The organism is Caballeronia sp. ATUFL_F2_KS9A (assembly GCF_023630765.1).
Taxonomy (GTDB): domain Bacteria; phylum Pseudomonadota; class Gammaproteobacteria; order Burkholderiales; family Burkholderiaceae; genus Caballeronia; species Caballeronia zhejiangensis.
The window spans coordinates 54,605-75,332 of the sequence record NZ_JALQEK010000012.1; the positions used below are offsets into that span (position 1 = coordinate 54,605).

22 protein-coding genes are annotated in these 20,728 nt (G+C 63.9%); 11 read left to right on the plus strand and 11 right to left on the minus strand.

The genetic code is table 11. From position 1 onward, the window contains the following. Positions 1-34 precede the first annotated feature (34 nt). Positions 35-616, minus strand: a complete 582-nt coding sequence (gene sodB / locus NCS67_RS10260) for a superoxide dismutase [Fe] (RefSeq protein WP_008342714.1) — start codon at positions 614-616, stop codon at positions 35-37. A gap of 209 nt (positions 617-825) precedes the next feature. Further along, entirely contained in the window at positions 826-2,193 is a 1,368-nt protein-coding gene (xseA, locus tag NCS67_RS10265; protein WP_250435110.1) for an exodeoxyribonuclease VII large subunit, read from the minus strand. 494 nt (positions 2,194-2,687) lie between these two features. Between xseA and lpxK the strand changes: the two genes are divergently transcribed. The 5 genes from lpxK to NCS67_RS10290 all read left to right on the plus strand — a co-directional run bounded on the left by lpxK (position 2,688) and on the right by NCS67_RS10290 (position 6,612). Then, entirely contained in the window at positions 2,688-3,704 is a 1,017-nt protein-coding gene (gene lpxK, locus NCS67_RS10270; protein WP_250435112.1) for a tetraacyldisaccharide 4'-kinase, read from the plus strand. Further along, positions 3,685-3,891: a Trm112 family protein gene (locus NCS67_RS10275; protein WP_008342720.1), complete on the plus strand. Its 207-nt coding sequence runs from the start codon at positions 3,685-3,687 to the stop codon at positions 3,889-3,891. Before lpxK ends, NCS67_RS10275 begins: the two co-directional genes overlap by 20 nt. A 10-nt stretch (positions 3,892-3,901) precedes the next feature. Next, positions 3,902-4,693: a 3-deoxy-manno-octulosonate cytidylyltransferase gene (gene kdsB / locus NCS67_RS10280; protein WP_250435114.1), complete on the plus strand. Its 792-nt coding sequence runs from the start codon at positions 3,902-3,904 to the stop codon at positions 4,691-4,693. A 296-nt stretch (positions 4,694-4,989) separates the two neighbouring features. Continuing rightward, positions 4,990-5,655: an adenylate kinase gene (gene adk, locus NCS67_RS10285; RefSeq protein ID WP_008342724.1), complete on the plus strand. Its 666-nt coding sequence runs from the start codon at positions 4,990-4,992 to the stop codon at positions 5,653-5,655. Positions 5,656-5,853: 198 nt separating this feature from the next. After that, entirely contained in the window at positions 5,854-6,612 is a 759-nt protein-coding gene (locus NCS67_RS10290) for a 3-hydroxyacyl-CoA dehydrogenase (RefSeq protein WP_239295099.1), read from the plus strand. Positions 6,613-6,639: 27 nt separating this feature from the next. On the opposite strand, the gene NCS67_RS10295 is transcribed toward NCS67_RS10290, so the two are convergent. Beyond that, complete coding sequence (locus tag NCS67_RS10295) at positions 6,640-7,482, minus strand: SirB1 family protein (RefSeq protein ID WP_250435116.1); 843 nt, start codon at positions 7,480-7,482, stop codon at positions 6,640-6,642. Continuing rightward, positions 7,482-9,032 (minus strand): murein biosynthesis integral membrane protein MurJ, encoded by a 1,551-nt coding sequence (murJ, locus tag NCS67_RS10300; RefSeq protein ID WP_008342730.1) that lies wholly within the window; start codon positions 9,030-9,032, stop codon positions 7,482-7,484. The genes NCS67_RS10295 and murJ overlap by 1 nt, the downstream gene beginning before the upstream one ends. A 369-nt stretch (positions 9,033-9,401) precedes the next feature. Between murJ and rpsT the strand changes: the two genes are divergently transcribed. Continuing rightward, a complete protein-coding gene (gene rpsT / locus NCS67_RS10305; RefSeq protein WP_008342733.1) occupies positions 9,402-9,680 on the plus strand; it encodes a 30S ribosomal protein S20 in 279 nt (92 codons plus the stop codon). Positions 9,681-9,843: 163 nt separating this feature from the next. Here rpsT and NCS67_RS10310 read toward each other — a convergent pair whose 3' ends face one another. Then, positions 9,844-10,182 (minus strand): DUF3579 domain-containing protein, encoded by a 339-nt coding sequence (locus tag NCS67_RS10310; RefSeq protein WP_008342735.1) that lies wholly within the window; start codon positions 10,180-10,182, stop codon positions 9,844-9,846. A 517-nt stretch (positions 10,183-10,699) separates the two neighbouring features. Between NCS67_RS10310 and argF the strand changes: the two genes are divergently transcribed. Both argF and NCS67_RS10320 read left to right on the plus strand, forming a co-directional pair. Next, a complete protein-coding gene (argF, locus tag NCS67_RS10315) occupies positions 10,700-11,629 on the plus strand; it encodes an ornithine carbamoyltransferase (protein ID WP_008342737.1) in 930 nt (309 codons plus the stop codon). A gap of 163 nt (positions 11,630-11,792) precedes the next feature. Next, positions 11,793-13,022 carry an argininosuccinate synthase gene (locus NCS67_RS10320; protein WP_250435118.1) on the plus strand — a complete coding sequence of 410 codons (1,230 nt, stop codon included), beginning with the start codon at positions 11,793-11,795 and terminating at the stop codon, positions 13,020-13,022. 55 nt (positions 13,023-13,077) lie between these two features. On the opposite strand, the gene murB is transcribed toward NCS67_RS10320, so the two are convergent. Beyond that, positions 13,078-14,094 carry a UDP-N-acetylmuramate dehydrogenase gene (gene murB / locus NCS67_RS10325; protein WP_250435121.1) on the minus strand — a complete coding sequence of 339 codons (1,017 nt, stop codon included), beginning with the start codon at positions 14,092-14,094 and terminating at the stop codon, positions 13,078-13,080. Between the two features lie 103 nt (positions 14,095-14,197). Between murB and NCS67_RS10330 the strand changes: the two genes are divergently transcribed. After that, on the plus strand, positions 14,198-14,683 hold the full coding sequence (locus NCS67_RS10330) for a YajQ family cyclic di-GMP-binding protein (RefSeq protein ID WP_008342740.1): 486 nt from the start codon (positions 14,198-14,200) through the stop codon (positions 14,681-14,683). A 60-nt stretch (positions 14,684-14,743) separates the two neighbouring features. On the opposite strand, the gene plsY is transcribed toward NCS67_RS10330, so the two are convergent. From plsY to queG, 5 genes are all read right to left on the minus strand, one after another. Continuing rightward, positions 14,744-15,370 carry a glycerol-3-phosphate 1-O-acyltransferase PlsY gene (gene plsY, locus NCS67_RS10335; RefSeq protein WP_250435124.1) on the minus strand — a complete coding sequence of 209 codons (627 nt, stop codon included), beginning with the start codon at positions 15,368-15,370 and terminating at the stop codon, positions 14,744-14,746. A gap of 36 nt (positions 15,371-15,406) precedes the next feature. Next, positions 15,407-15,898 (minus strand): Cys-tRNA(Pro) deacylase, encoded by a 492-nt coding sequence (ybaK, locus tag NCS67_RS10340; RefSeq protein WP_239295102.1) that lies wholly within the window; start codon positions 15,896-15,898, stop codon positions 15,407-15,409. Between the two features lie 97 nt (positions 15,899-15,995). Then, positions 15,996-16,925 (minus strand): site-specific tyrosine recombinase XerD, encoded by a 930-nt coding sequence (xerD, locus tag NCS67_RS10345; RefSeq protein ID WP_250435126.1) that lies wholly within the window; start codon positions 16,923-16,925, stop codon positions 15,996-15,998. After that, entirely contained in the window at positions 16,922-17,398 is a 477-nt protein-coding gene (locus tag NCS67_RS10350; protein WP_034471573.1) for a methylated-DNA--[protein]-cysteine S-methyltransferase, read from the minus strand. Before NCS67_RS10350 ends, xerD begins: the two co-directional genes overlap by 4 nt. Continuing rightward, positions 17,395-18,636 (minus strand): tRNA epoxyqueuosine(34) reductase QueG, encoded by a 1,242-nt coding sequence (gene queG / locus NCS67_RS10355; protein ID WP_250435128.1) that lies wholly within the window; start codon positions 18,634-18,636, stop codon positions 17,395-17,397. Before queG ends, NCS67_RS10350 begins: the two co-directional genes overlap by 4 nt. A 17-nt stretch (positions 18,637-18,653) precedes the next feature. Here queG and tsaE point away from each other — a divergent pair, with 17 nt between their 5' ends. Continuing rightward, positions 18,654-19,226 carry a tRNA (adenosine(37)-N6)-threonylcarbamoyltransferase complex ATPase subunit type 1 TsaE gene (gene tsaE / locus NCS67_RS10360; protein ID WP_250435130.1) on the plus strand — a complete coding sequence of 191 codons (573 nt, stop codon included), beginning with the start codon at positions 18,654-18,656 and terminating at the stop codon, positions 19,224-19,226. Continuing rightward, positions 19,208-20,710, plus strand: coding sequence for an N-acetylmuramoyl-L-alanine amidase (locus tag NCS67_RS10365; protein ID WP_175980461.1), 1,503 nt, complete (start codon positions 19,208-19,210; stop codon positions 20,708-20,710). The genes tsaE and NCS67_RS10365 overlap by 19 nt, the downstream gene beginning before the upstream one ends. The last annotated feature ends 18 nt before the right edge of the window (positions 20,711-20,728 follow it).

Below are 20,728 nucleotides of genomic sequence, written 5' to 3' on the forward strand. Positions count from 1 at the left end.
CGGAATGCGGCAATCGAGTTTCACGCGCGCTTACTTACGCACCGAAATTCTTCGACGCGAAATCCCAGTTCACGATATTCCAGTAAGCCTCGATGAACTTCGGACGCGCATTGCGATAGTCGATGTAATACGCATGCTCCCACACGTCGATGGTCAGGAGCGCCTTCGCGTCCGTCGTGAGCGGCGTGGCGGCGTTGCTCGTCGACACGATATCGACGGTGCCGTCGGTCTTCTTCACGAGCCACGTCCAGCCCGAGCCGAACGTGCCGGTCGCGACCTTGGCGAATTCTTCCTTGAACTTGTCGTAGGAACCGTACTTTGCGTTGATCGCATCAGCCAGCGCGCCGGTCGGAGCGCCGCCGCCGTTCGGCGACAGGCTGTTCCAGAAGAACGTGTGATTCCATACTTGCGCCGAGTTGTTGAACACGCCGCCCGACGACTTCTTGACGATTTCTTCCAGCGGCAGGTTTTCGAACTCGGTGCCGGGAATCAGCTTGTTCAGGTTCGTCACATAGGTCTGGTGGTGCTTGCCATAGTGATACTCGAGCGTTTCTTCCGACATGTGCGGAGCGAGCGCGTTCTTGTCGAACGGCAGCGGCGGGAGCGTATGTTCCATGATGCGAGCTTCCTTTCTATGTGGATTGTGGGATTGTGTGGCGTCCAGCAGTGGAGCACTGGATTGTAGGCGAGTTGGGATAACCCAGCAAACCGTGTGCTCTTTATGAGCAAGATTGCTTTCCAATCGCCTCACGCGGCGTAAAAAGTGCTCTGAGGAGCCTCGTCAGGCACGTCAAATGTACGCCGATTCCGCGCGCCGCGCCGGGCTCAGAATTCGTCCGACAGACGCGCCTGGACATCGGCGAGCAGCACATCCGCCGATCCTTCCGCGAGATGCACCGTGAGCGGCCGCTTGGGTTTCAATGCGTTCGGTGCACGCACGGCGCGGCCCGTCTGCGCGTCGATCAATGCGGCATAACCGCGTTCGAGTGTGCGCTGCGGGCTCAGCACCTGCAAGCGCGCCGCCAGTTCCGAAACGCACGCTTTCTCACGGTCGGCGCGCCGCTCATGCGCGCTGCCGATACGCTGCGCGAGCCGCAGCAGATGCTCGCGCTCGGCGGCGACATTCGGACGTCTGCGCTGCCAGCGGTAGTGCACCAGCGCGAAGTGCGCGCGCGCATCGCGCACGGGGCGCACGCCCGCCGCGGCGAGCCGGCTTGCCAGTTGCCGCAGATGCGCGCGCTGCCGCGCCAGCCGTTCCGCGGGGCTCACGAGCCGGCGCGCGAGCCAGTCGAGTTGCTGCGCGCGGCGCTCCATCATCCGGCCGAAGCCGCGCGCGAGCGCCGCATGTCGATGATCGAGCTCGCGCAACAGCAGCACGCGCTGCGGACTGACGAGCTCGGCGGCGGCGGTCGGCGTCGGCGCGCGCACGTCGGCGGCGAAATCGGCGATGGTGAAATCCGTCTCATGCCCGACGCCGCTCACCACCGGCACCGCGCTCGCCGCGATCGCGCGTGCGAGCACTTCCTCGTTGAACGCCCAGAGATCCTCGATCGAGCCGCCGCCGCGGCACACGATCAGCACATCGACCTCGCGGCGCGCGTTCGCGGCTTCGACCATCGCCGCCAGCTTCGCGCCGACGCCCGCGCCCTGCACCGGCGCCGGATACACGACGATCGGCACATGCGGCGCGCGGCGCGCGAGCGTCGTGAGGACATCGCGCAATGCGGCCGCCTGCAACGACGTGACGATCCCGATGCCGCGCGGATGCGAAGGCAACGCGCGCTTTCGCTCGGCCGCGAAGAGCCCTTCGCTTTCGAGCTGCGCCTTCAGCCGCAGAAACGCTTCGTAGAGCCGACCCTGCCCCGTGCGCCGCACCGCTTCCACGTTGAGCTGCAGTTCGCCGCGCGGCTCGTACATCGTGACGAGCGCGCGCACTTCGATCTTGTCGCCCTCGCGCGGCGTGAATTCGGCGTATTGCGCGCGGCCGCGGAACATCACGCAGCGCATTTGCGCGTTCGCGTCCTTGATCGAGAAGTACCAATGGCCGCTCGCCGCGCGCGTGAAATTCGACACCTCGCCCGATACCCACACGAGCGGAAATGACCGTTCGAGCATCGAACTGATCGCGCGATTGAGCGCGGAAACGGGGATGACGGCATCGCCGCTTTGCGACTGCAGTGAATCGGGAGTCATGGCTGGACGAGAAAAATCTTCAGGCGCGGCGCTGTGCGCGATGGACAAACGCCGCTGAACGAGGTACGCAAGTGTAACAAGTGTCCACACAGAAAGACTTACCGCCGCGTGCGGAGCGGCATCGCCAGAGGCTGGTGAGTTCGTTTCAAGCCGTTGATTTTTCGAGGTTAAATTTTTATGGATACTGTCAGCCCCGGAGCAACTCTTTCCTGACGCGCGATCGCGGTGTGTCGGCTGGAAGTTCTTCACAGAGTTATCCACAGGCGTGCGGAGCGGATGGCGTCGCCCTTTCTCCCGCGCTCCTGACTGGCGCCCACGCCCCGCGCGCGCTAGAGTGCCGGGTTCCAGCACCGGCTGGCGCGGCCGAAACCTGCTCGTCCCGGGCCGCGAGAAGCCGGGCATCGTCCAACGCCGACCGTCATCCAAGGAGCTGCCGTTGCACGCCATGCCGTACCCGACTTGCCGCCCGCCAGCGTTCATCGCGAAGGCGGTCCATGTCTGATTTCAAACCGCCGCTCGAAAACTTCCTCGCCCGCGAATGGCGCCGGCGCGGCCCCGTCGCGTGGGCGCTGACGCCTTTCGCGTGCATCTTCGGCGCGATCGCTGCCACGCGGCGCGCCTTCTACGACCTCGGCTGGATGAAGCGCGTCGAAGTGGGCGCGCCGGTGGTCGTCGTGGGCAACGTGACCGTCGGCGGAACGGGCAAGACGCCGACCGTCATCGCGCTCGTCGAGGCGTTGCGCGCCGCCGGATTCCAGCCCGGCGTGATCTCGCGCGGTTACGGCGCGAAGATCGCCAAGCCGACGAGCGTCACGGCAAGCTCCGCCGCCGAGCAGGTCGGCGACGAACCGCTGTTGATCGCGCGGCGCACGCACGCGCCGGTGTTCGTCTGCCCGGACCGCGTCGCGGCGGCGAAGGCGCTGCTCGAAGCGCATCCGAACGTCGATGTCCTCGTTTCCGACGACGGCCTGCAGCACTATCGCCTCGCGCGCGCGTTCGAGCTCGTCGTGTTCGACGACCGTCTCGGCGGCAACGGCTTTCTGCTGCCCGCGGGTCCGTTGCGCGAGCCGATGTCGCGCCGCCGCGACGCGACGCTCATCAACAGTCCCTACGAGCGCACGCTGCCGCCGTGGCCGAACACCTTCGCGCTCGAACTCGAATCCGGCGACGCGTGGCTGCTCGACGATCCGCATCAGCGCCGCCCGCTCAATCAGTTCGCCGGCGAGAAAGTGGTCGCGGCGGCGGGCATCGGCTCGCCGGAACGCTTCTTCGCGACGCTGCGCGCGGCGGGCATCGCGCCGGCGACGCGCGCGTTTCCCGATCACTACGCGTATCGCGAAAATCCGTTCGCCGGCGTCGACGCCGATGCCATCCTGATCACCGAAAAGGATGCAGTAAAATTGGGCGCCTGGCGCGATGCACGCATCTGGGTCGTCCCGGTGCAAGCCGTGCTGCGGCCGCGCCTCATCGCTCTTGTTGTGGAGAAACTCCGTGGACGCACGTCTGCTTGAAATCCTCGTTTGCCCGATTTGCAAAGGCCCGCTCAGTTACGACCGCGCCGCGCAGGAACTCGTCTGCAGCGCGGACAAACTCGCCTATCCGATCCGCGACGGCATTCCCGTGATGCTCGTCGACGAAGCGCGTCAGACCGTCGAGGGCACGCCCGTCGAGCCGCTCAAACCCGTCGGCGACGCCTGAGCACGCGGAAATGTCCGTTCCGTTCATCGCGGTCATTCCCGCGCGCCTCGCTTCCACGCGCCTGCCGAACAAGCCGCTCGCCGATATCGGCGGCAAGCCGATGGTCGTGCGCGTCGCCGAGCGCGCGCGCGAATCGGGCGCTTCGCAAGTGCTCGTCGCGACCGACTCCGACCGCGTGGTCGAGGCCGCGCGCGATCACGGCGTCGAAGTCATGTTGACGCGCTCGGATCATCCCACAGGCACGGATCGGCTCGCCGAGGTCGCGACGCGTCTGAACTGGGCCGACGAAGCCATCGTCGTCAACGTTCAGGGCGACGAGCCGCTCATCGATCCGCAGCTCGTGCGCGATGTCGCCGATCACCTCGCGGCGCATCCCGAATGCGCGATCGCGACGGCCGCGCATCCGATTCACGATCCCGCCGACGTGTTCAATCCGAACGTCGTGAAGGCCGTGCTCGATGCGCAGAGCCGCGCGCTCTACTTCTCGCGCGCGCCGATTCCGTGGACGCGCGATCTCTGGCAACCGCACTGGCCGGATGTCGCCGCGCTTGGGGCACTGCCGTCCGTGCCGAAGAACGTGCTGCGGCATATCGGCCTCTACGCCTATCGCGCGAAATTCCTGCGCGACTTCCCGAACCTCGCGCAAGCGCCGATCGAAGAAGCCGAAGCGCTCGAACAACTGCGCGCGCTGTGGCACGGCGAGCGCATCGCGGTGCGCGTGACGCAAGACGCACCGCCGCCCGGCGTCGACACGCCCGCCGATCTCGCGCGCGTTCAGGCGCTCTTCCCGGAAGCGGACTGATCTCTATCTCTGTTCGACAACCCGTGTAAACCCCGCCGGATGGCCCATTCGGCGGGGTTTCTGGCGTTTTCTATCCGCGTTATTACGGTCGCAATCGTAAAGCGGCGTGGCATAATCAAGCGATTGCGCGAGCCTTCCGGTCAGCGCCACGCTCAACGTTGCGCCGCTGTCCGCAGGTGCCCGCCGTCTCCTTTTCGGCTGCGCGCCCTGTCGTCGACGCCGCACGAGCCTGGCCACCGGATGTCAAATCAGCCTCGCGGCTTGAAGCGGTTTATAGACGATTCGGAGAGATCACCATGCGTTTGATCCTGTTGGGCGCACCCGGTGCGGGCAAGGGCACCCAGGCAAACTTCATCAAGGAGAAATTCGGCATTCCGCAGATTTCGACCGGCGACATGCTGCGCGCGGCCGTCAAGGCAGGCTCGCCGCTCGGCGTCGAGGCGAAGCGCTTCATGGATGCGGGCGAGCTGGTGCCGGATTCGCTCATCATCAATCTCGTGAAGGAACGCCTGCAGGCCGACGACTGCAAGAACGGCTATCTCTTCGACGGCTTCCCCCGCACGCTGCCGCAAGCCGAAGCCATGAAAGACGCCGGCGTGGCGATCGACTACGTGCTCGAAATCGATGTGCCCTTCGACGAAATCATCACGCGCATGAGCGGTCGTCGCGTGCATGCGGCATCGGGCCGCACGTATCACGTCAAGTTCAATCCGCCGAAGGTCGACATGACCGACGACGTCACCGGCGAGCCGTTGATCCAGCGCGACGACGACAAGGAAGAGACCGTGAAGAAGCGTCTCGACGTGTACGTCGCGCAGACCAAGCCGCTGATCGCGTATTACAACGATTGGGCGAAGAGCGGCGCAGCGCCGAACGGCCTGAAGGCGCCGGAATATCGCAAGATTTCGGGCCTCGGCGCCGTCGATGAAATCCGCACGCGCGTGTTCGACGCGCTCAAGTAACGCGCTGCCTGATTCGCGTTCGACGAAAACCCGCTCCCTGTGAGCGGGTTTTTTGTGTCCGTGAAATCGCATGACCGTCGTGCGAATTTGCAGCATGCGGCTTCGCTACAATCGACGCGTTTCCCAAAAGGAATGACATCGGCGCGAGCGGCTCAACCCTGCTCTCGCGCGCACGAATCGCACAAAAGGAGAAGAGACATGGAGATGCAAGGCAACACCTTTCTGATCACGGGCGGTGCGTCGGGCCTCGGCGCGGCGACCGCGCGGCTCATCGCGGCGCAAGGCGGCAAGGTCGTGCTCGCCGACATGAACGACGCGGCAGGCGAAGCGCTCGCGAAAGAGCTGTCGGGCGCGTTCGTCAAATGCGACGTGAGCCAGGAAAGCGATGGCCAACGCGCCGTCGATGCCGCGTTGAGTCTCGGCACATTGCGCGGCCTCGTGAACTGCGCGGGCATCGCGCCGGCGGCGAAGACGGTCGGCCGCGACGGTCCGCACGCGCTCGATCTCTTCTCGAAGGTGGTGTCGGTGAATCTCATCGGCACGTTCAACATGATCCGGCTCGCGGCGCACGCGATGTCGAAGAACGAAGCGAACGCGGCGGGCGAACGTGGCGTGATCGTGAACACGGCGTCGGTGGCGGCTTATGACGGACAGATCGGCCAGGCGGCCTATGCGGCATCGAAGAGCGGCGTCGCGGGCATGACGCTGCCGATCGCGCGCGATCTGAGCAAGAGCGGCATCCGTGTGATGACGATCGCGCCGGGCCTCTTCGAAACGCCGATGCTGCTCGGCATGCCGAAGGACGTGCAGGACGCGCTCGGCGCGATGGTGCCGTTCCCGCCGCGCCTCGGCAAGCCCGACGAGTACGCTCTGCTCGTCAAGTCGATTTTCGATAACCCGATGCTCAACGGCGAAGTGATCCGCCTCGACGGCGCGATCCGCATGCAGCCTAAGTAACGCTCTGCACGGCGCGCGCGGCGTGGTTCAGTCGCCTTGCTGCGTGCGCTGCCGCAACTCGTGCAGCTCGGTTTCGACGACGGTCGCGTCCTCGGCATCCGGACGAGTCTCGATGTATCGCTGCAAATCTTCCAGCGCCGGTCGCAGATAATCGAGCCGCGCATACGCGAAACCGCGATCGCGCACTTCCTCGATGCTGTTCGGCAACGCGATCACCAGCCGCTGCTGAACGGCGAGCAGACGCTGCCACCGCTCCGTTTGCAGATAGATACCCTTCAGATTGCGCAGCATGCGCGCGACGATTTCGCGCCGCGTCGCGGGTTGCAACAGCACGCGCAATGCGCTGCCGATCGACTCGCCCACACGCTGCACATACGGCTCCAGCATCTCGACCATCTGCGCTTCGGAGAGCGTCTGGCCGGTCGTCGGATCGAGCATCAGATCGTGGCCCGGCGTCGCGACGCGCAAAAGGAAATGCCCCGGAAACGATACGCCGCGCACCGGCAGGCCGAGTTGCTCGGCCATTTCCAGATAGATGACGGCAAGCGAGATCGGAATGCCGCGCCGGCGACGCAGCACCACATTCAGATGGCTGTTATCCGGATCGTAGTAATCGTTGAGATTGCTGGAGAAGCCCAGCTCGCGAAAAAAGTAGCGATTCAGCGCATCGACTTTCTGCTTCGCGTCGGCGTCATCGGGCATGCGGCGACGGGCGCGCACGACGAGTTCGTCGATCTCCGCGAGCGCGGCCTGCATGTCGAGATCGGGATACGCGTCCTGCGCGAGCGACAAGGCGGCTTCCGTGAGCGGAAGGCTGTCGTCGTCCGCCATCAGCGAGGAGAAGTAGTCGAGGATACGCGTTGTCGTCATCAAAGCGTGCGTCTCTTGAAATAGGCGTACTTGAAGCCCATTGCGGCAAGAATACCGAAATATAACGCGGCAAACACGACGAGACTTGCACCGAGAAGCGCGATGCGCAGGACCGGCGTCGCGCGCATGCCGATCCAGTCGAAATTGATCGCCACCCAATGCATCGTCCCCGCAAGAATCAGGCACGCGCCGATCAGTTGCACGAAAAAGCGCAGCCAGCCCGCCGAAGGCTCATAGATCTTGCGGCGGCGCAGCCCCGCGAACAGCAGCAGCGCGTTGGCGAGCGCGCCGAGGCCGATCGAGAGCGTCAGGCCCGCGTGAGAAAAAATCGGCACGAAGATGTAGTTGCTCACCTGAGTCATGACGAGCACGAAGATCGCGATCTTCACCGGCGTCTTGATGTCCTGCTTCGCGTAGAAGCCCGGCGCGAGAATCTTGATGAGGATGAGGCCGATCAGCCCGATCCCGTATGCCGACAGCGCGCGGCCGACCATCACGACCGAATGATTGTCGAACTTGCCGTAGTGAAAGAGCGTCGCGGTGAGCGGCTCGGCGAAGAAAAACAGCGCGATCGCGCTCGGCGCGGCCAGCAGGAACGTGATGCGCAGGCCCCAGTCGAGCAGCGCGGAGTATTCGTCGTGATTGGCGTCGACGTGCGCTTTCGAGAGGCTCGGCAGCAGGATCGTGCCGAGCGCCGCGCCGAGCAGCGCGGTCGGGAATTCCATCAGCCGGTCGGCGTAGTTGATCCACGACACCGCGCCCGCCCCGATGTTCGACGCGATATTCGTGTTGATGATGAGGCTCAGTTGCCCGACCGACACTGCGAACATCGCCGGGACCATTTTCAGCAGCACGCGCTTGACGCCGGGATGCGCGAGCGCGGCGCGGAAGTTCAGCCCGATGCGCGGCGTCATGTCGATCTTCTTCAGGCCGGGCAGTTGCACGAGCAATTGCAGCACGCCGCCGACGATCACCGCATACGCGAGCGCATAAACCGGAATCTTCAGATGCGGCGCGACGAACACCGCCGCGGCAATGAACGACACGTTCAGCAGCACGGGCGCGAACGCGGGCAGCGAGAACTGCTTGTACGTGTTGAGCACGCCCGAGGCGAGCGTCGTCATCGAAATGAGGACGATGTACGGGAACATGATGCGCGTCATCGAGACGGCGAGGCCGTACGCCGCGCCCTCGTGCGACAACCCCGACGCGACCGCGTACACGACCCAGCTCGCGCCCAGCATGCCGAAAAGCGACAGCACGACGAGGAACCAGGTGAGGACCGTCGACATCGCGTCGACGAGCGCCTTGGTCGGATCGTGGCCCTTGCTGTTCTTGAACTCGGCGAGGATCGGCACGAACGCCTGCGCGAACGCGCCTTCCGCGGAGAGACGCCGCAGCAGGTTGGGGATTCGGAACGCGACGTAGAACGCGTCGGTATAGATACTGGCGCCGAAGGCTCGGGCGATCAGCGTTTCGCGGATCAGGCCGGTCACGCGCGACAGCAGCGTGAAGCCGCTGACCGTCAGCAGGGCTCGGAATAGATTCATGGGGCGCTTATTATACGGGCCGCGAGCGGCGCGCCCACGAGACTCGGGGCAATGCTGGCGGCCAATGCCGCACGTTTGACCGATGACAAGGCAGCCGCCCCGTGCCGGCGCGATCCACGCCGCGCTTGTCATGTCTCATATTCCCTTGCTATAATCGCGGGTTTCGAAGCTCCAAAAATCGCTCCGATTTTGCGGCTTCGCGTCTTTTCCGGCCCCGGCCGGCGATGTTTTAGAGGTTCTCGGGCAATCGTTCCCGGGATTTCAGATCAAAGGCAGCGCGCTCGATCGCCCGCGTCAGGGCTTTCATGGCCTTCGCCGGCCCCGCGCGCTCCGGACAAGTAACAGCGAAACAGGAAAAGGGAAACCGTCATGGCAAATTCCGCACAAGCTCGCAAGCGCGCCCGTCAGGCCGCCAAAGCCAACTCGCACAACTCGGCGCTGCGCTCGAAGTTCCGCACGGCCATCAAGGCAGTTCGCAAGGCTATCGAAGCCGGCGATCAGGCCAAGGCCGCCGAAGTGTTCAAGACGTCGGTCAAGACGCTCGACATCATCGCGGACAAGAAGATCGTCCACAAGAACAAGGCAGCTCGTCACAAGAGCCGCCTGGCTGCAGCCATCAAGGGCCTGCAAGCCCCCGCTGCCCAGTAATTCCGGCTCGCTTCCGGCGGGCGCTTTCCGGTTTCGCGAGTTTCGCGTTCGGGGCGTTCGCCGAAGCAGCTTCCTGTTTCCGCTGCGCAGTAACGAAAAAGCCCGCTTCGGCGGGCTTTTTTGCGTCTGTCGCTTTTCGTCTGTGGCTTTCGTCGCGCGGAGGTCAGGACTGAGGCTGCTGCGTCTGCGTGCCGTGATGCGGCGGCAATTCGCACGCCTCGGTCACGACCAGATCATTGTCTTTTGCGAAGTTCAGAACGAAGTCGAACGCCATCGGTTCGATGTCGCGCAGGCGGGAATCGACAATCACGACCTTGATGTCGCCGATCATCGTCGGACGCACGTAGATGGAATATTGCAGGCGGGCGTTGGGCCCTTTCGCCTTTGGGCCGAAGCCCGACATCACGCCGGCGAGACGCTCGGACCAGTCGCTCGGCCGAAATTTCCTCCCGCTCTTGGTGATGCCTTGAATGAAGTACTCGGTAGGGGATGATTCAGCCATGTAGCAATACCTTTTGACGGCCGGTGACGCGCACCGGAACGCACATGCCTGACGCAGGAACCGCAGGAGCCGGCTAGCGAAAAGCGCCGGGCGGTCTTGCGCGGGTCGATTCTGGCGGAATCGTCCGCGCCCGCGACAGGAAATGGCGGACTCGACAGCACTGGGCAATCCACCGCGAAATCGGAACGCGCAAAGTCACGCCGACCGGATTCTTGCGAACCCTTCGCCGCAGAAGCGCGTGAAACGGTGCTGAATGTTGCAGAACTGTTGAAACGAGCGAGCGTGATTATACCGCAGCGGCCTGTTTTCCGCAGCGCACACAGACATGGGATGCGTCCATCAGGGACAGCCCGAGGCCGTGAGACGGGCCTGCGCGCGCATCCTCGTCCTTTTGGCCAGCCTCGTCAAACATCGCAAAATCCTTTATGCTCAAAAGCGATACCCACTCCCGACGGCGGCGCCGTCCGGCCTCGACGCTCACGCGCGGCGGCCGGTTCGAAGCCGCCGCTTGCGTTTCATGACCGCCAAGAAAATTCGCCACTATCTTCAGTTCAAGGATTTTTCCCTCGACGACTATGAGTACGTGCTCGAACGCGCGCGCATCCTGAAGCGCAAGTTCAAGAACTACGAGACTTATCATCCGCTGCACGATCGCACGCTCGCGATGATCTTCGAGAAGAGCTCGACGCGCACGCGCCTTTCGTTCGAAGCGGGCATTTTCCAGCTCGGCGGCCATGCGGTGTTCATGAACACGCGTGATACGCAACTCGGCCGCGGTGAGCCGATCGAGGATTCGGCGCAGGTCATCTCGCGCATGGTGGACATCATCATGATCCGCACGTTCGGCCAGGACATCATCCGGCGCTTCGCGGAAAGCTCGCGCGTACCGGTCATCAACGGGCTGACCAACGAATATCACCCGTGTCAGGTGCTCGCGGACATCTTCACGTTCTACGAGCATCGCGGTCCGATTTCCGGCAAGACCGTCGCGTGGGTCGGGGACGCCAACAACATGCTGTACACGTGGATCGAAGCGGCGCAGATTCTCGGCTTCAAACTGCGCCTCTCCACGCCGCTCGGCTACAAGCTCGATCCCGCGCTGGTTGCGGAGGAAAGCAAGCCGTTTTTTCAAGAATTCGACGATCCGAACGAAGCCTGCGCCGGCGCCGATCTCGTCACGACGGACGTCTGGACCAGCATGGGCTACGAAGCCGAGAACGAAGCGCGCATGAAGGCGTTCGCCGACTACTGCGTCGATGCCGAGATGATGGCGCGCGCCCATCCCGATGCGCTCTTCATGCACTGCCTGCCCGCGCATCGCGGCGAGGAAGTGAGCGCGGAAGTCATCGACGGTCCGCAAAGCGTCGTATGGGACGAGGCGGAGAACCGTCTGCACGTGCAGAAGGCGCTGATGGAGTATCTCCTGCTCGGCAAGCTGAATCACTGAGCGAATCTGCGCTGCCGATTCGCCGCGCATCCCAAATTTGCGGAGGCGCGGCTTTTTAATGTCAGAATAGTAGTTTTTCCGCGCACTTCATGCCCGTCGCGCGCCCGGCGGACGCGAAGCGGCGCACAACCGCCGCACCGGCTTTTCCGCACACGAGTTCACCATGAGCGATATCAAGAAAGTCGTGCTCGCCTATTCGGGCGGTCTCGACACCTCCGTCATCCTGAAATGGTTGCAGGACAACTACGACGCCGAAGTCGTGACCTTCACCGCCGACATCGGTCAGGGCGAGGAGCTGGAGCCCGCGCGCAAGAAGGCGCTCCAGCTCGGCATCAAGCAGGAAAACATCTTCATCGAAGACCTGCGTGAAGAGTTCGTCCGCGATTTCGTGTTTCCGATGTTCCGCGCGAACACCATCTACGAAGGCGAGTATCTGCTCGGCACGTCGATCGCGCGTCCGCTGATCGCGAAGCGTCAGATCGAGATCGCGCGCGCGACCGGCGCGCAGGCCGTCTCGCACGGCGCGACCGGCAAGGGCAACGATCAGGTGCGCTTCGAGCTCGGTTACTACTCGCTCGAACCCGGCATCAAGGTGATCGCGCCGTGGCGCGAATGGGACCTGCTCTCGCGCGAAAAGCTGCTCGCGTATGCGGAAAAGGCCGGCATTCCGATCGAAATGAAGCACAAGCAAGGCGGCGCGCCCTACTCGATGGACGCGAACCTGCTGCACATCTCGTTCGAAGGCCGCCATCTGGAAGACCCGAAGGCCGAGGCCGAAGCCGAAATGTGGCGCTGGACCGTGTCGCCGGAAGAGGCGCCGGATCAGGCGGAATATGTCGATATCGAATTCGAGAAGGGCGATCCGGTCGCGCTGAACGGCAGGCGCCTGTCGCCCGCCGAGATGCTGACCGAGCTGAACCGTCTCGGCGGCAAGCATGGCATCGGCCGTCTGGATCTGGTCGAGAACCGTTACGTCGGCATGAAGTCGCGCGGCTGCTATGAAACGCCGGGCGGCACGATCATGCTGAAGGCGCATCGGGGTATCGAGTCGATCACCCTCGACCGCGAAGTGGCGCACCTGAAGGACGATCTGATGCCGCGTTACGCATCGCTGATCTACAACGGCTACTGGTGGAGCCCGGAGCGCCGCGCGCTGCAGGTGCTGATCGACCACACGCAGGAGAAGGTCAACGGCTGGGTGCGCGTGAAGCTCTACAAGGGCAGCGTGTCGGTCGTCGCGCGCGATTCGAAGGAAACGCTGTTCGACAAGACCATCGCGACGTTCGATGACGACGGCGGCGCCTACAACCAGGCCGATGCCGGCGGCTTCATCAAGCTGAACGCACTGCGCATGCGTATCGCGGAGAACGCGCGCCGTCAGCGCGGGGACTGATCTTTCGTTGGAATCAGGCTCGAGAAAAAACCCGCCGCGGCGGGTTTTTTCGTTTTCAGACGCGCACCGGCTCCATCTCCAGTTCGACATTGAAACGTGCCAGCACGTCGCGCCTGATGGCTTCGGCGAGTTCCAGCACCTGCGCGCCCGTCGCGCCGCCGCGATTCACGAGCACGAGCGCCTGACGATCGTGCACCGCCGCGCCGCCGATGCCGCGCCCTTTCCATCCGCACTGGTCGATCAGCCAGCCCGCCGCGAGCTTCACTTGCCCGTCGGCTTGCGGGTACGAAACGACGCCCGGTTCGCGCTGCTTGAGCGCCTCGAACGCCTGCGCACTCACGACCGGATTCTTGAAGAAGCTGCCCGCGTTGCCGAGCGCGGTCCAGTCGGGCAGCTTGGCGCGGCGCACGGCGACGACCGCATCGAAAATGGCTTGCGCATCCGGCGTCGCGGCGCCGTCGAGCGCGCGGGCGACGTCGGCGTAATCCGCGCGCGGCGTCCACGCTTTCGGCAGCCGGAACGTGACCGACGTAATCATGAAGCGCCCGCGCCCTGCCCGCTTGAAGAAGCTGTCGCGATAACCGAAGGCGCACGCGGCGCGATCGAATTCCGCGCGTGCGCCGGTCGCGAGTTCTACCGCCGTCAGCCGCTCGAAGCGCTCGCCCATTTCCAGCCCGTACGCGCCGATGTTCTGAATCGGCGCCGCGCCGACCGTGCCGGGAATCAGCGCGAGGTTTTCGAGCCCCGGCATGCCCTGCGCGAGCGTCCACGCGACGAAATCGTGCCAGTTCTCGCCCGCGCCGGCTTCGACGAGCCACGCATCGTCGTCTTCGCCGATCACGCGTTTGCCGCGAATGCCGACGATCAGCGCGACGCCGTCGAAATCGCGCGTCAGCACGATATTGCTGCCGCCGCCGAGCACGAGTTGCGGCATGTTGGCGATGCGCGCATCGGTGGCGAGCGCGGCGGCCGCATCGACGGAATCGATACGCATCGCGTGACGCGCGCGCGCGTCGAAGCCGAACGTGTTGTGGGCGAGCAGAGAGAAATCGGAGAGGAGCTGGAGCGACATGAACGAAGCGCGTCGGTAGAATGACGACAGGTCCGTGATTATAGCGATTGCGCGAGCCACGCCTGCCCGGCGCGCTCGTCGCCTCAATGAAGGAGAAAGACAGATGCCATCGTTTGACGTTGTCAGCGAAGCAAACATGATCGAAGTGAAGAACGCGATCGAGCAATCGAACAAGGAAATCTCGACGCGCTTCGACTTCAAGGGTTCGGATTCACGCGTCGAGCAGAAGGAGCGCGAACTCACGCTCTACGCCGACGACGACTTCAAGCTCGGCCAGGTGAAGGACGTTCTGCTGAACAAGATGGCCAAGCGCGGCGTCGACGTGCGTTTCCTCGACTACGGCAAGCAGGAAAAAATCGGCGGCGACAAATTGAAGCAAGTCGTCACGGTGAAAAAAGGCGTCTCGGGCGATCTGGCGAAGAAGATCGTCAAGATCGTGAAGGACAGCAAGATCAAGGTTCAGGCGAGCATTCAGGGCGACGCTGTGCGCGTGCAAGGCGCGAAGCGTGACGACCTGCAAAGCGCCATCGCGCTGCTCAAGAAGGAAGTCACGGACACGCCGCTCGACTTCAACAACTTCCGCGACTGATTCCTGATTGTTTCAGAAACGAAAAAGCCGTTCCGGTTCGCGCCGGAACGGCTTTTTGCATTATTCGGCGACCTTCTTTTTCTCGCCGATGCGACTTTCCTTGCCCGCCAGCAGCTTCGAAATATTCGCGCGATGCCGCCAGATGAGCAGCAGGCTCATCGCCAGCACGGCGAGCGAGATGCGGCTCGGCCCGAACAGAAACACCTGAAAGAACGGTGCGAACACGGCCGCGACGAGCGCCGCGAGCGACGAATAGCGGAAGAAGAACGCGATGATGAGCCACGTGAGCAGCGTCGCGATACCGAGCGCCGGATGAATCGCGAGCAGCACGCCCGCCGCCGTCGCGACGCCCTTGCCGCCCTGGAACTTGAAGAAAACCGGGTACAGATGCCCGAGGAACACGGCGATGGCCGCGAGCGCCGTCGCCGTGTTGATGCCCGTTTGATCCCAGCCGAAGCTCGCGCCGAAGTGCGCGACGATCCACACGGGCAGCCAGCCCTTGAACGCATCGCCGATCAGCGTCAGGATCGCAGCCTTCTTGTTGCCGGTGCGCAGCACGTTCGTCGCGCCGGGATTGCCTGAGCCGTACGAGCGCGGATCGGCCAGTCCCATCGCGTGACTCACGACGACGGCAAACGAAATCGATCCGACCAGATAGGACGCGACGGCGACGAGCAGAAAAATCATGGTGTCTTTTCGGTTATGGCGAGAGCGGAACGCATTCTAATCGACGCTCGCGCACTGCACGGGTTTCGCGCCCAGCAACTCGGTCAGCACGCTCGGATCGATGCTCACGAGATACCCTCGCCGCCCGCCGTTCAGATAGATGCGATCGAGTTCGAGAATGCTCGATTCGACGTACACCGGCATCGCTTTTTTCGTGCCGAACGGCGACGTGCCGCCCACGAGAAACCCCGAATGCCGGTTCGCCACTTCGGGCTTGCACGGTTCGACGCGCTTCGCGCCAATCTGACGCGCGAGATTCTTCGTGGATACCGTGCGATCGCCGTGCATGAGGACGATCAGCGGCTTCGCGTGCTCGTCTTCCATGACGAGCGTCTTGACGACGATATGTTCGTCCACGCCGAGCTGACGCGCGGATTCCTCCGTGCCGCCGTGCTCGACGTAATCGTAAGGATGCTCGCCGAATTCAACCTTGTGACGACGCAGGAATTGCGTCGCGGGCGTTTCGGACACGTGTTTGGCTTTCGACATGCCACGCATTGTAGCGGCGCGCCGTGGCGCTCACCATCGGCCATTCGGCCGAGTATGCAGCGCAACGCGGCCGTGGCACGATCGTTCGCAGATGACGCTATCCGCGCGGATGATGCTCCCGATGCAGCTTCTGCAGCCGCTCGCGCGCGACGTGCGTGTAGATCTGCGTCGTGGAAATGTCCGAGTGGCCGAGCAGCAATTGCACGACGCGCAGGTCCGCGCCGTGATTGAGCAGATGCGTCGCGAACGCGTGCCGCAGCGTGTGCGGCGAGAGCGGCGCGTGCACGCCGCCGTTCAGCGCATGACGCCTGATGATGTTCCAGAACTGCTGGCGCGTCATGCCTTCGCCGCGCGCGGTGACGAAGAGCGCATCGGCGGAGCGCGCGCCGAGCAGCACCTGACGCGCATCGCGCAGATAGCGTTCGAGCCAGTCGTGCGCCGTTTCGCCGAACGGAATCAGGCGTTCTTTCGAGCCTTTGCCCATCACGCGCACGACGCCTTCGTTCAGGCCGACTTCGACCGTCTTCAGCGTGACGAGCTCGGTCACGCGCAGGCCGCTCGCATACATCAGTTCGAGCATCGTGCGGTCGCGCAAGCCGAGCGGCGTCTCGATGTCGGGTGCGCCGAGCAGCGCTTCGACTTGCGACTCGTTGAGCGTCGACGGAAAGCGCGGCGGCTGCTTGGCCGAGCGCAGCTTGAGCGTCGGATCGGCGGACACGCGATGCTCGCGCAACGCCCACGCGTAATAGCGCCGAAAGACCGACAGACGCCGGTTCGCGGACGTCGCCTTGTCGCCGCGGCGCGCGGCCATGTAGCCGTTCATGTCGGCTTCGACGGCGGCATCGATCGACGCGCCGCGCGTCTTGCCGAGCCATTCCGCGAAGAGTTTGAGGTCGCGCCGGTACGCTTCGAGCGAGTTCTTGGCGAGGCCGTGTTCGAGCCAGAGCGCATCGCAAAAGAGATCGATCGCGTCCTGACTCGCGACGAGTCCCGGTGCTTGTATTGCTTCAGTCGTTGCGCTCGTCATGCGATCGATACACCTTCATGCGCCAGCAGCCAGCGCTTCACGTTGCGATAAAAACCTTCGCCGGGATGATGCGCGAAACCGCCGATCCCGCCCGAGGCCACTACCCGGTGGCACGGTATCACGATCGGCAGCGGATTGGAGCCGCACGCCTGCCCGACCGCGCGCGGCACGCTGCCGATCTCGCGCGCGAGCTGGCCATAGGTCCAGACTTGGCCCGCCGCGATGCCCGAGATGCCGCGCCATACGCGCTGCTGAAACGCGGTGCCGCGAAGCGCGAGCGGCAGGTCGAAGCGCATCGAAGGCGTCTGAAAATACGCGCGGATCTGCGCGGCGGCTTCCTTCGCGAGCGGCGTTTCAGGCTCAATGCTGCCGACATCGTCCGGCAGATAGACGATCTCGCGCACGCATTGCGCATCGGCGCGAATGCCGACCTTGCCGAACGGCGCGTCGATCACGGCATCGAATGGCTTCACGTTCTTGTCGCTTGTTCGAGCGCCCACAGCACATGTTCGCGCACCAACGCCGAGGAATCGTCCGCACGCGCGCGCAATGCATCGGCGATCGCTTCGCGTTCTTCCGCATCGAGCGACGGATCGCGCAACGCATTGCCCATCGCGACCGCGATATTGCGCAGCCAGCGCTCATGCCCAATGCGCCGGATCGCGCTGCCCTGCATGCGCGTGTCGAAATCCGCCGCGCTCCATCCGAACAGCTCGACGAGCGTCGCGCGATCGAGTCCGTGGCGCACGTCGAAATCCGCGACCGGCGCGGCCTGCGCGAACTTGTTCCACGGACAGACGAGCTGACAATCGTCGCATCCATACACGCGATTGCCGATCAGCGGACGCATCTCCTCGGGAATGCTGCCGTGCAGTTCGATCGTCAGATACGAGATGCAGCGCCGCGCGTCGACGCGATACGGCGCCACGATCGCGCCCGTCGGACACGCGCCGATGCAGCGCGTGCACTGCCCGCAATGCGCGCCTTCGTGCTCGGGATGCGGATCGACGGGCAACGGGACATCGACGAAAATTTCGCCGAGAAAGAACAGCGATCCGGCGTCGCGATCGAGCAGCAACGTATGCTTGCCGCGCCAGCCGGCGCCCGCTTTCTGCGCGAGCGCGACTTCGAGCACCGGCGCTGAATCCGTGAACGCGCGATGCCCGAACGGCCCGATCTCGCGCTCGATGCGCTCCGCCAGCTGCTGCAGGCGATTGCGCATGACCTTGTGATAATCGCGGCCGCGCGCGTAGATGGAGACCATCGCCTGCGACGGCTTCGCGAGCCGCGACCATTCGATCGCGCGCCAGTCGTTCTTCTGACCGTCGGCTGTCGCGACACTTTCATCGCCCTTTTTCGCGAGCGTTTCCGCAGGAAGATAGGCCATGCGCGCGGTGATGACACGTCGCGTGCCGGCCACAAGCTCGGCCGGTCTTGCGCGTTTCATCCCATGTTTGGCCATATAATCCATTTCGCCGTGATAGCCTGCTTCGAGCCAATCAGTCAGGCCCTTCTCGGCATCCGTCAGGTCGATATCGCTGATGCCGACCGCACCGAACCCCAACTCGCGCCCCCATGTCTTGATGCGCTGCGCGAGTTCTGCCAGCGCGTTTTCATCGAGATCGAAGACGCGAGACTCTGAATCGGATTCAGCGGCGGCGTCGCTGGACGCTGTCGTGATTTCAACGGAATGTTCCGGCAATCGGTTCATCACGACATTTTACGAGAATGCCCGAAAGCCCCGCACGAACGACGCAAGACTTATCCGCCGCGCTTCTCGAACGCCGCTTCGACCTGCGCGACGAAGCCGCGACGCTCGCTTTCGGAGAACGCTTCGCGCGCGCCATCGACGCTACGCGTCTGTCCATATCGCACGCTTCGTCTGAACGTTTTCACGGTCTGCAAGTCCAGTTGATCGGTGATCTCGGCGCGGGCAAGACCACGCTCGTGCGCGCGACCTTGCGCGCGCTCGGCCACGTCGGCCGCGTGAAGAGCCCGACTTACACGCTCGTCGAGCCGTATTCGCTCGTCACCGAAAGCGGTCCGCTCGACGTTTATCACTTCGATCTCTATCGCTTCGCCGATCCGGCCGAATGGGCCGATGCCGGCTTTCGCGAATATTTCGATGCGGGCGCGGTGTGCCTCGTCGAATGGCCGCAACAGGCGGGCGGCCTGCTCGGCGTGCCGGATCTCGTGTTTGCGCTGTCTCTGCCGGACGAAGGAACGTCGAACGATGAAGGCCGCGTGCTGACCGCGCGGGCATTTAGCGAAACAGGAAAGTCATGTCTCGAAAGATGTTGATCAAGCCATTTCATTCGATCGAATCGGCTGCCCAAGCGCCGCACAACTGGCGTCGCCGTCAGGTGTTGCGCGCAGGCGCTTCGACGCTCGTGCTCGCGCTCGTCGGACCGAAGCTCGCGCATGCGAGCAGCGTGCTCGGCGTGCGCGTGTGGCCCGCGCGCGACTACACCCGCGTGACGATCGAATCGGACCAGCCGCTTCAGAACGCCAATCAGCTATTGCAGGGGCCGGACCGGCTCGTGGTCGATCTCTCCGGCATCGATCTCGATCAGGCGCTGCGCGATCTCGTCTCGAAGATCACGCCGAACGATCCGCAGATTCAGGCGGTGCGCATCGGGCAATATCAGCCGCATGTCGTGCGCATGGTGTTCGATCTGAAAGGATCGGTGAAGCCGCAGGTGTTCACGCTCGGGCCGATCGGCAGCTACAAATATCGGCTCGTGTTCGATCTGTATCCGGCCGTCGCGCCCGATCCGCTGATGGAACTGCTCGCGCAGACCGAGCGCAAGCAGGAAGCGCTCGACCGCGCCAATCCGAATCCGTCCGCGCCGCCGCCCGCGACGCTTTCCGGGCCGGCGACCGCGCAGAAACCGACGACGCCCGATTCCACCGACGAGTTCTTCCAAAAGTACGCGCAGAACGAAACGCCCGCCGAAACGCCGCCGAAACCGGCGGTCAAGCCGCGCGTGCCGGCGCCGCCGCCCGTCATCGCGAAGAAGGACGACGACAACGACGCCTACGCGTTCTCCACGCCCAAGCAAGGCGCCGGCACGACGCGGCTGCTCACCGTCGCGATCGATCCCGGTCACGGCGGCGAAGATCCGGGCGCGATCGGCGGCCAGGGCACCTACGAGAAGCACATCGCGCTCGACATCGCGAAGAAGCTGCGCGCGAAGATCGACGCCCAGCCCAACATGCGCGCGATGATGACCCGCGACGCCGACTTCTTCGTGCCGCTCAACGTGCGCGTGCAAAAGGCGCAGCGCGTCTCCGCCGATCTTTTCGTGTCGATTCACGCCGATGCCTTCACGTCGCCCGAAGCGCGTGGATCGTCGGTGTTCGCGCTGTCGGAGCATGGCGCGTCGAGCGCGGCTGCGCGCTGGATGGCGAACAAGGAAAACTCGTCGGATCAGGTCGGCGGCATCAACGTGAAGTCGCAGGACGCGAGCGTGAACCGCGCGCTCTTCGATATGTCGACGACCGCGCAGATCCGCGATTCGATGCGCTACGGCAGCTTCGTGCTGAACGAAATCGGCGGCATCAACAAGCTGCACAAAGGTTCGGTCGAACAGGCGGGTTTCGCCGTGCTGAAGGCGCCGGACATTCCGTCGATTCTCGTGGAGACCGCGTTCATCAGCAATCCGGACGAGGAAACACGCCTGAACGACGACGCCTATCGCGACAAGATGGCCAACGCGATCATGAAGGGCATCAAGCGCTACTTCGCGGCGAATCCGCCGCTCGCGAAGAGCCGCATGACGTGAAAATCCGGCCGGGTTTCG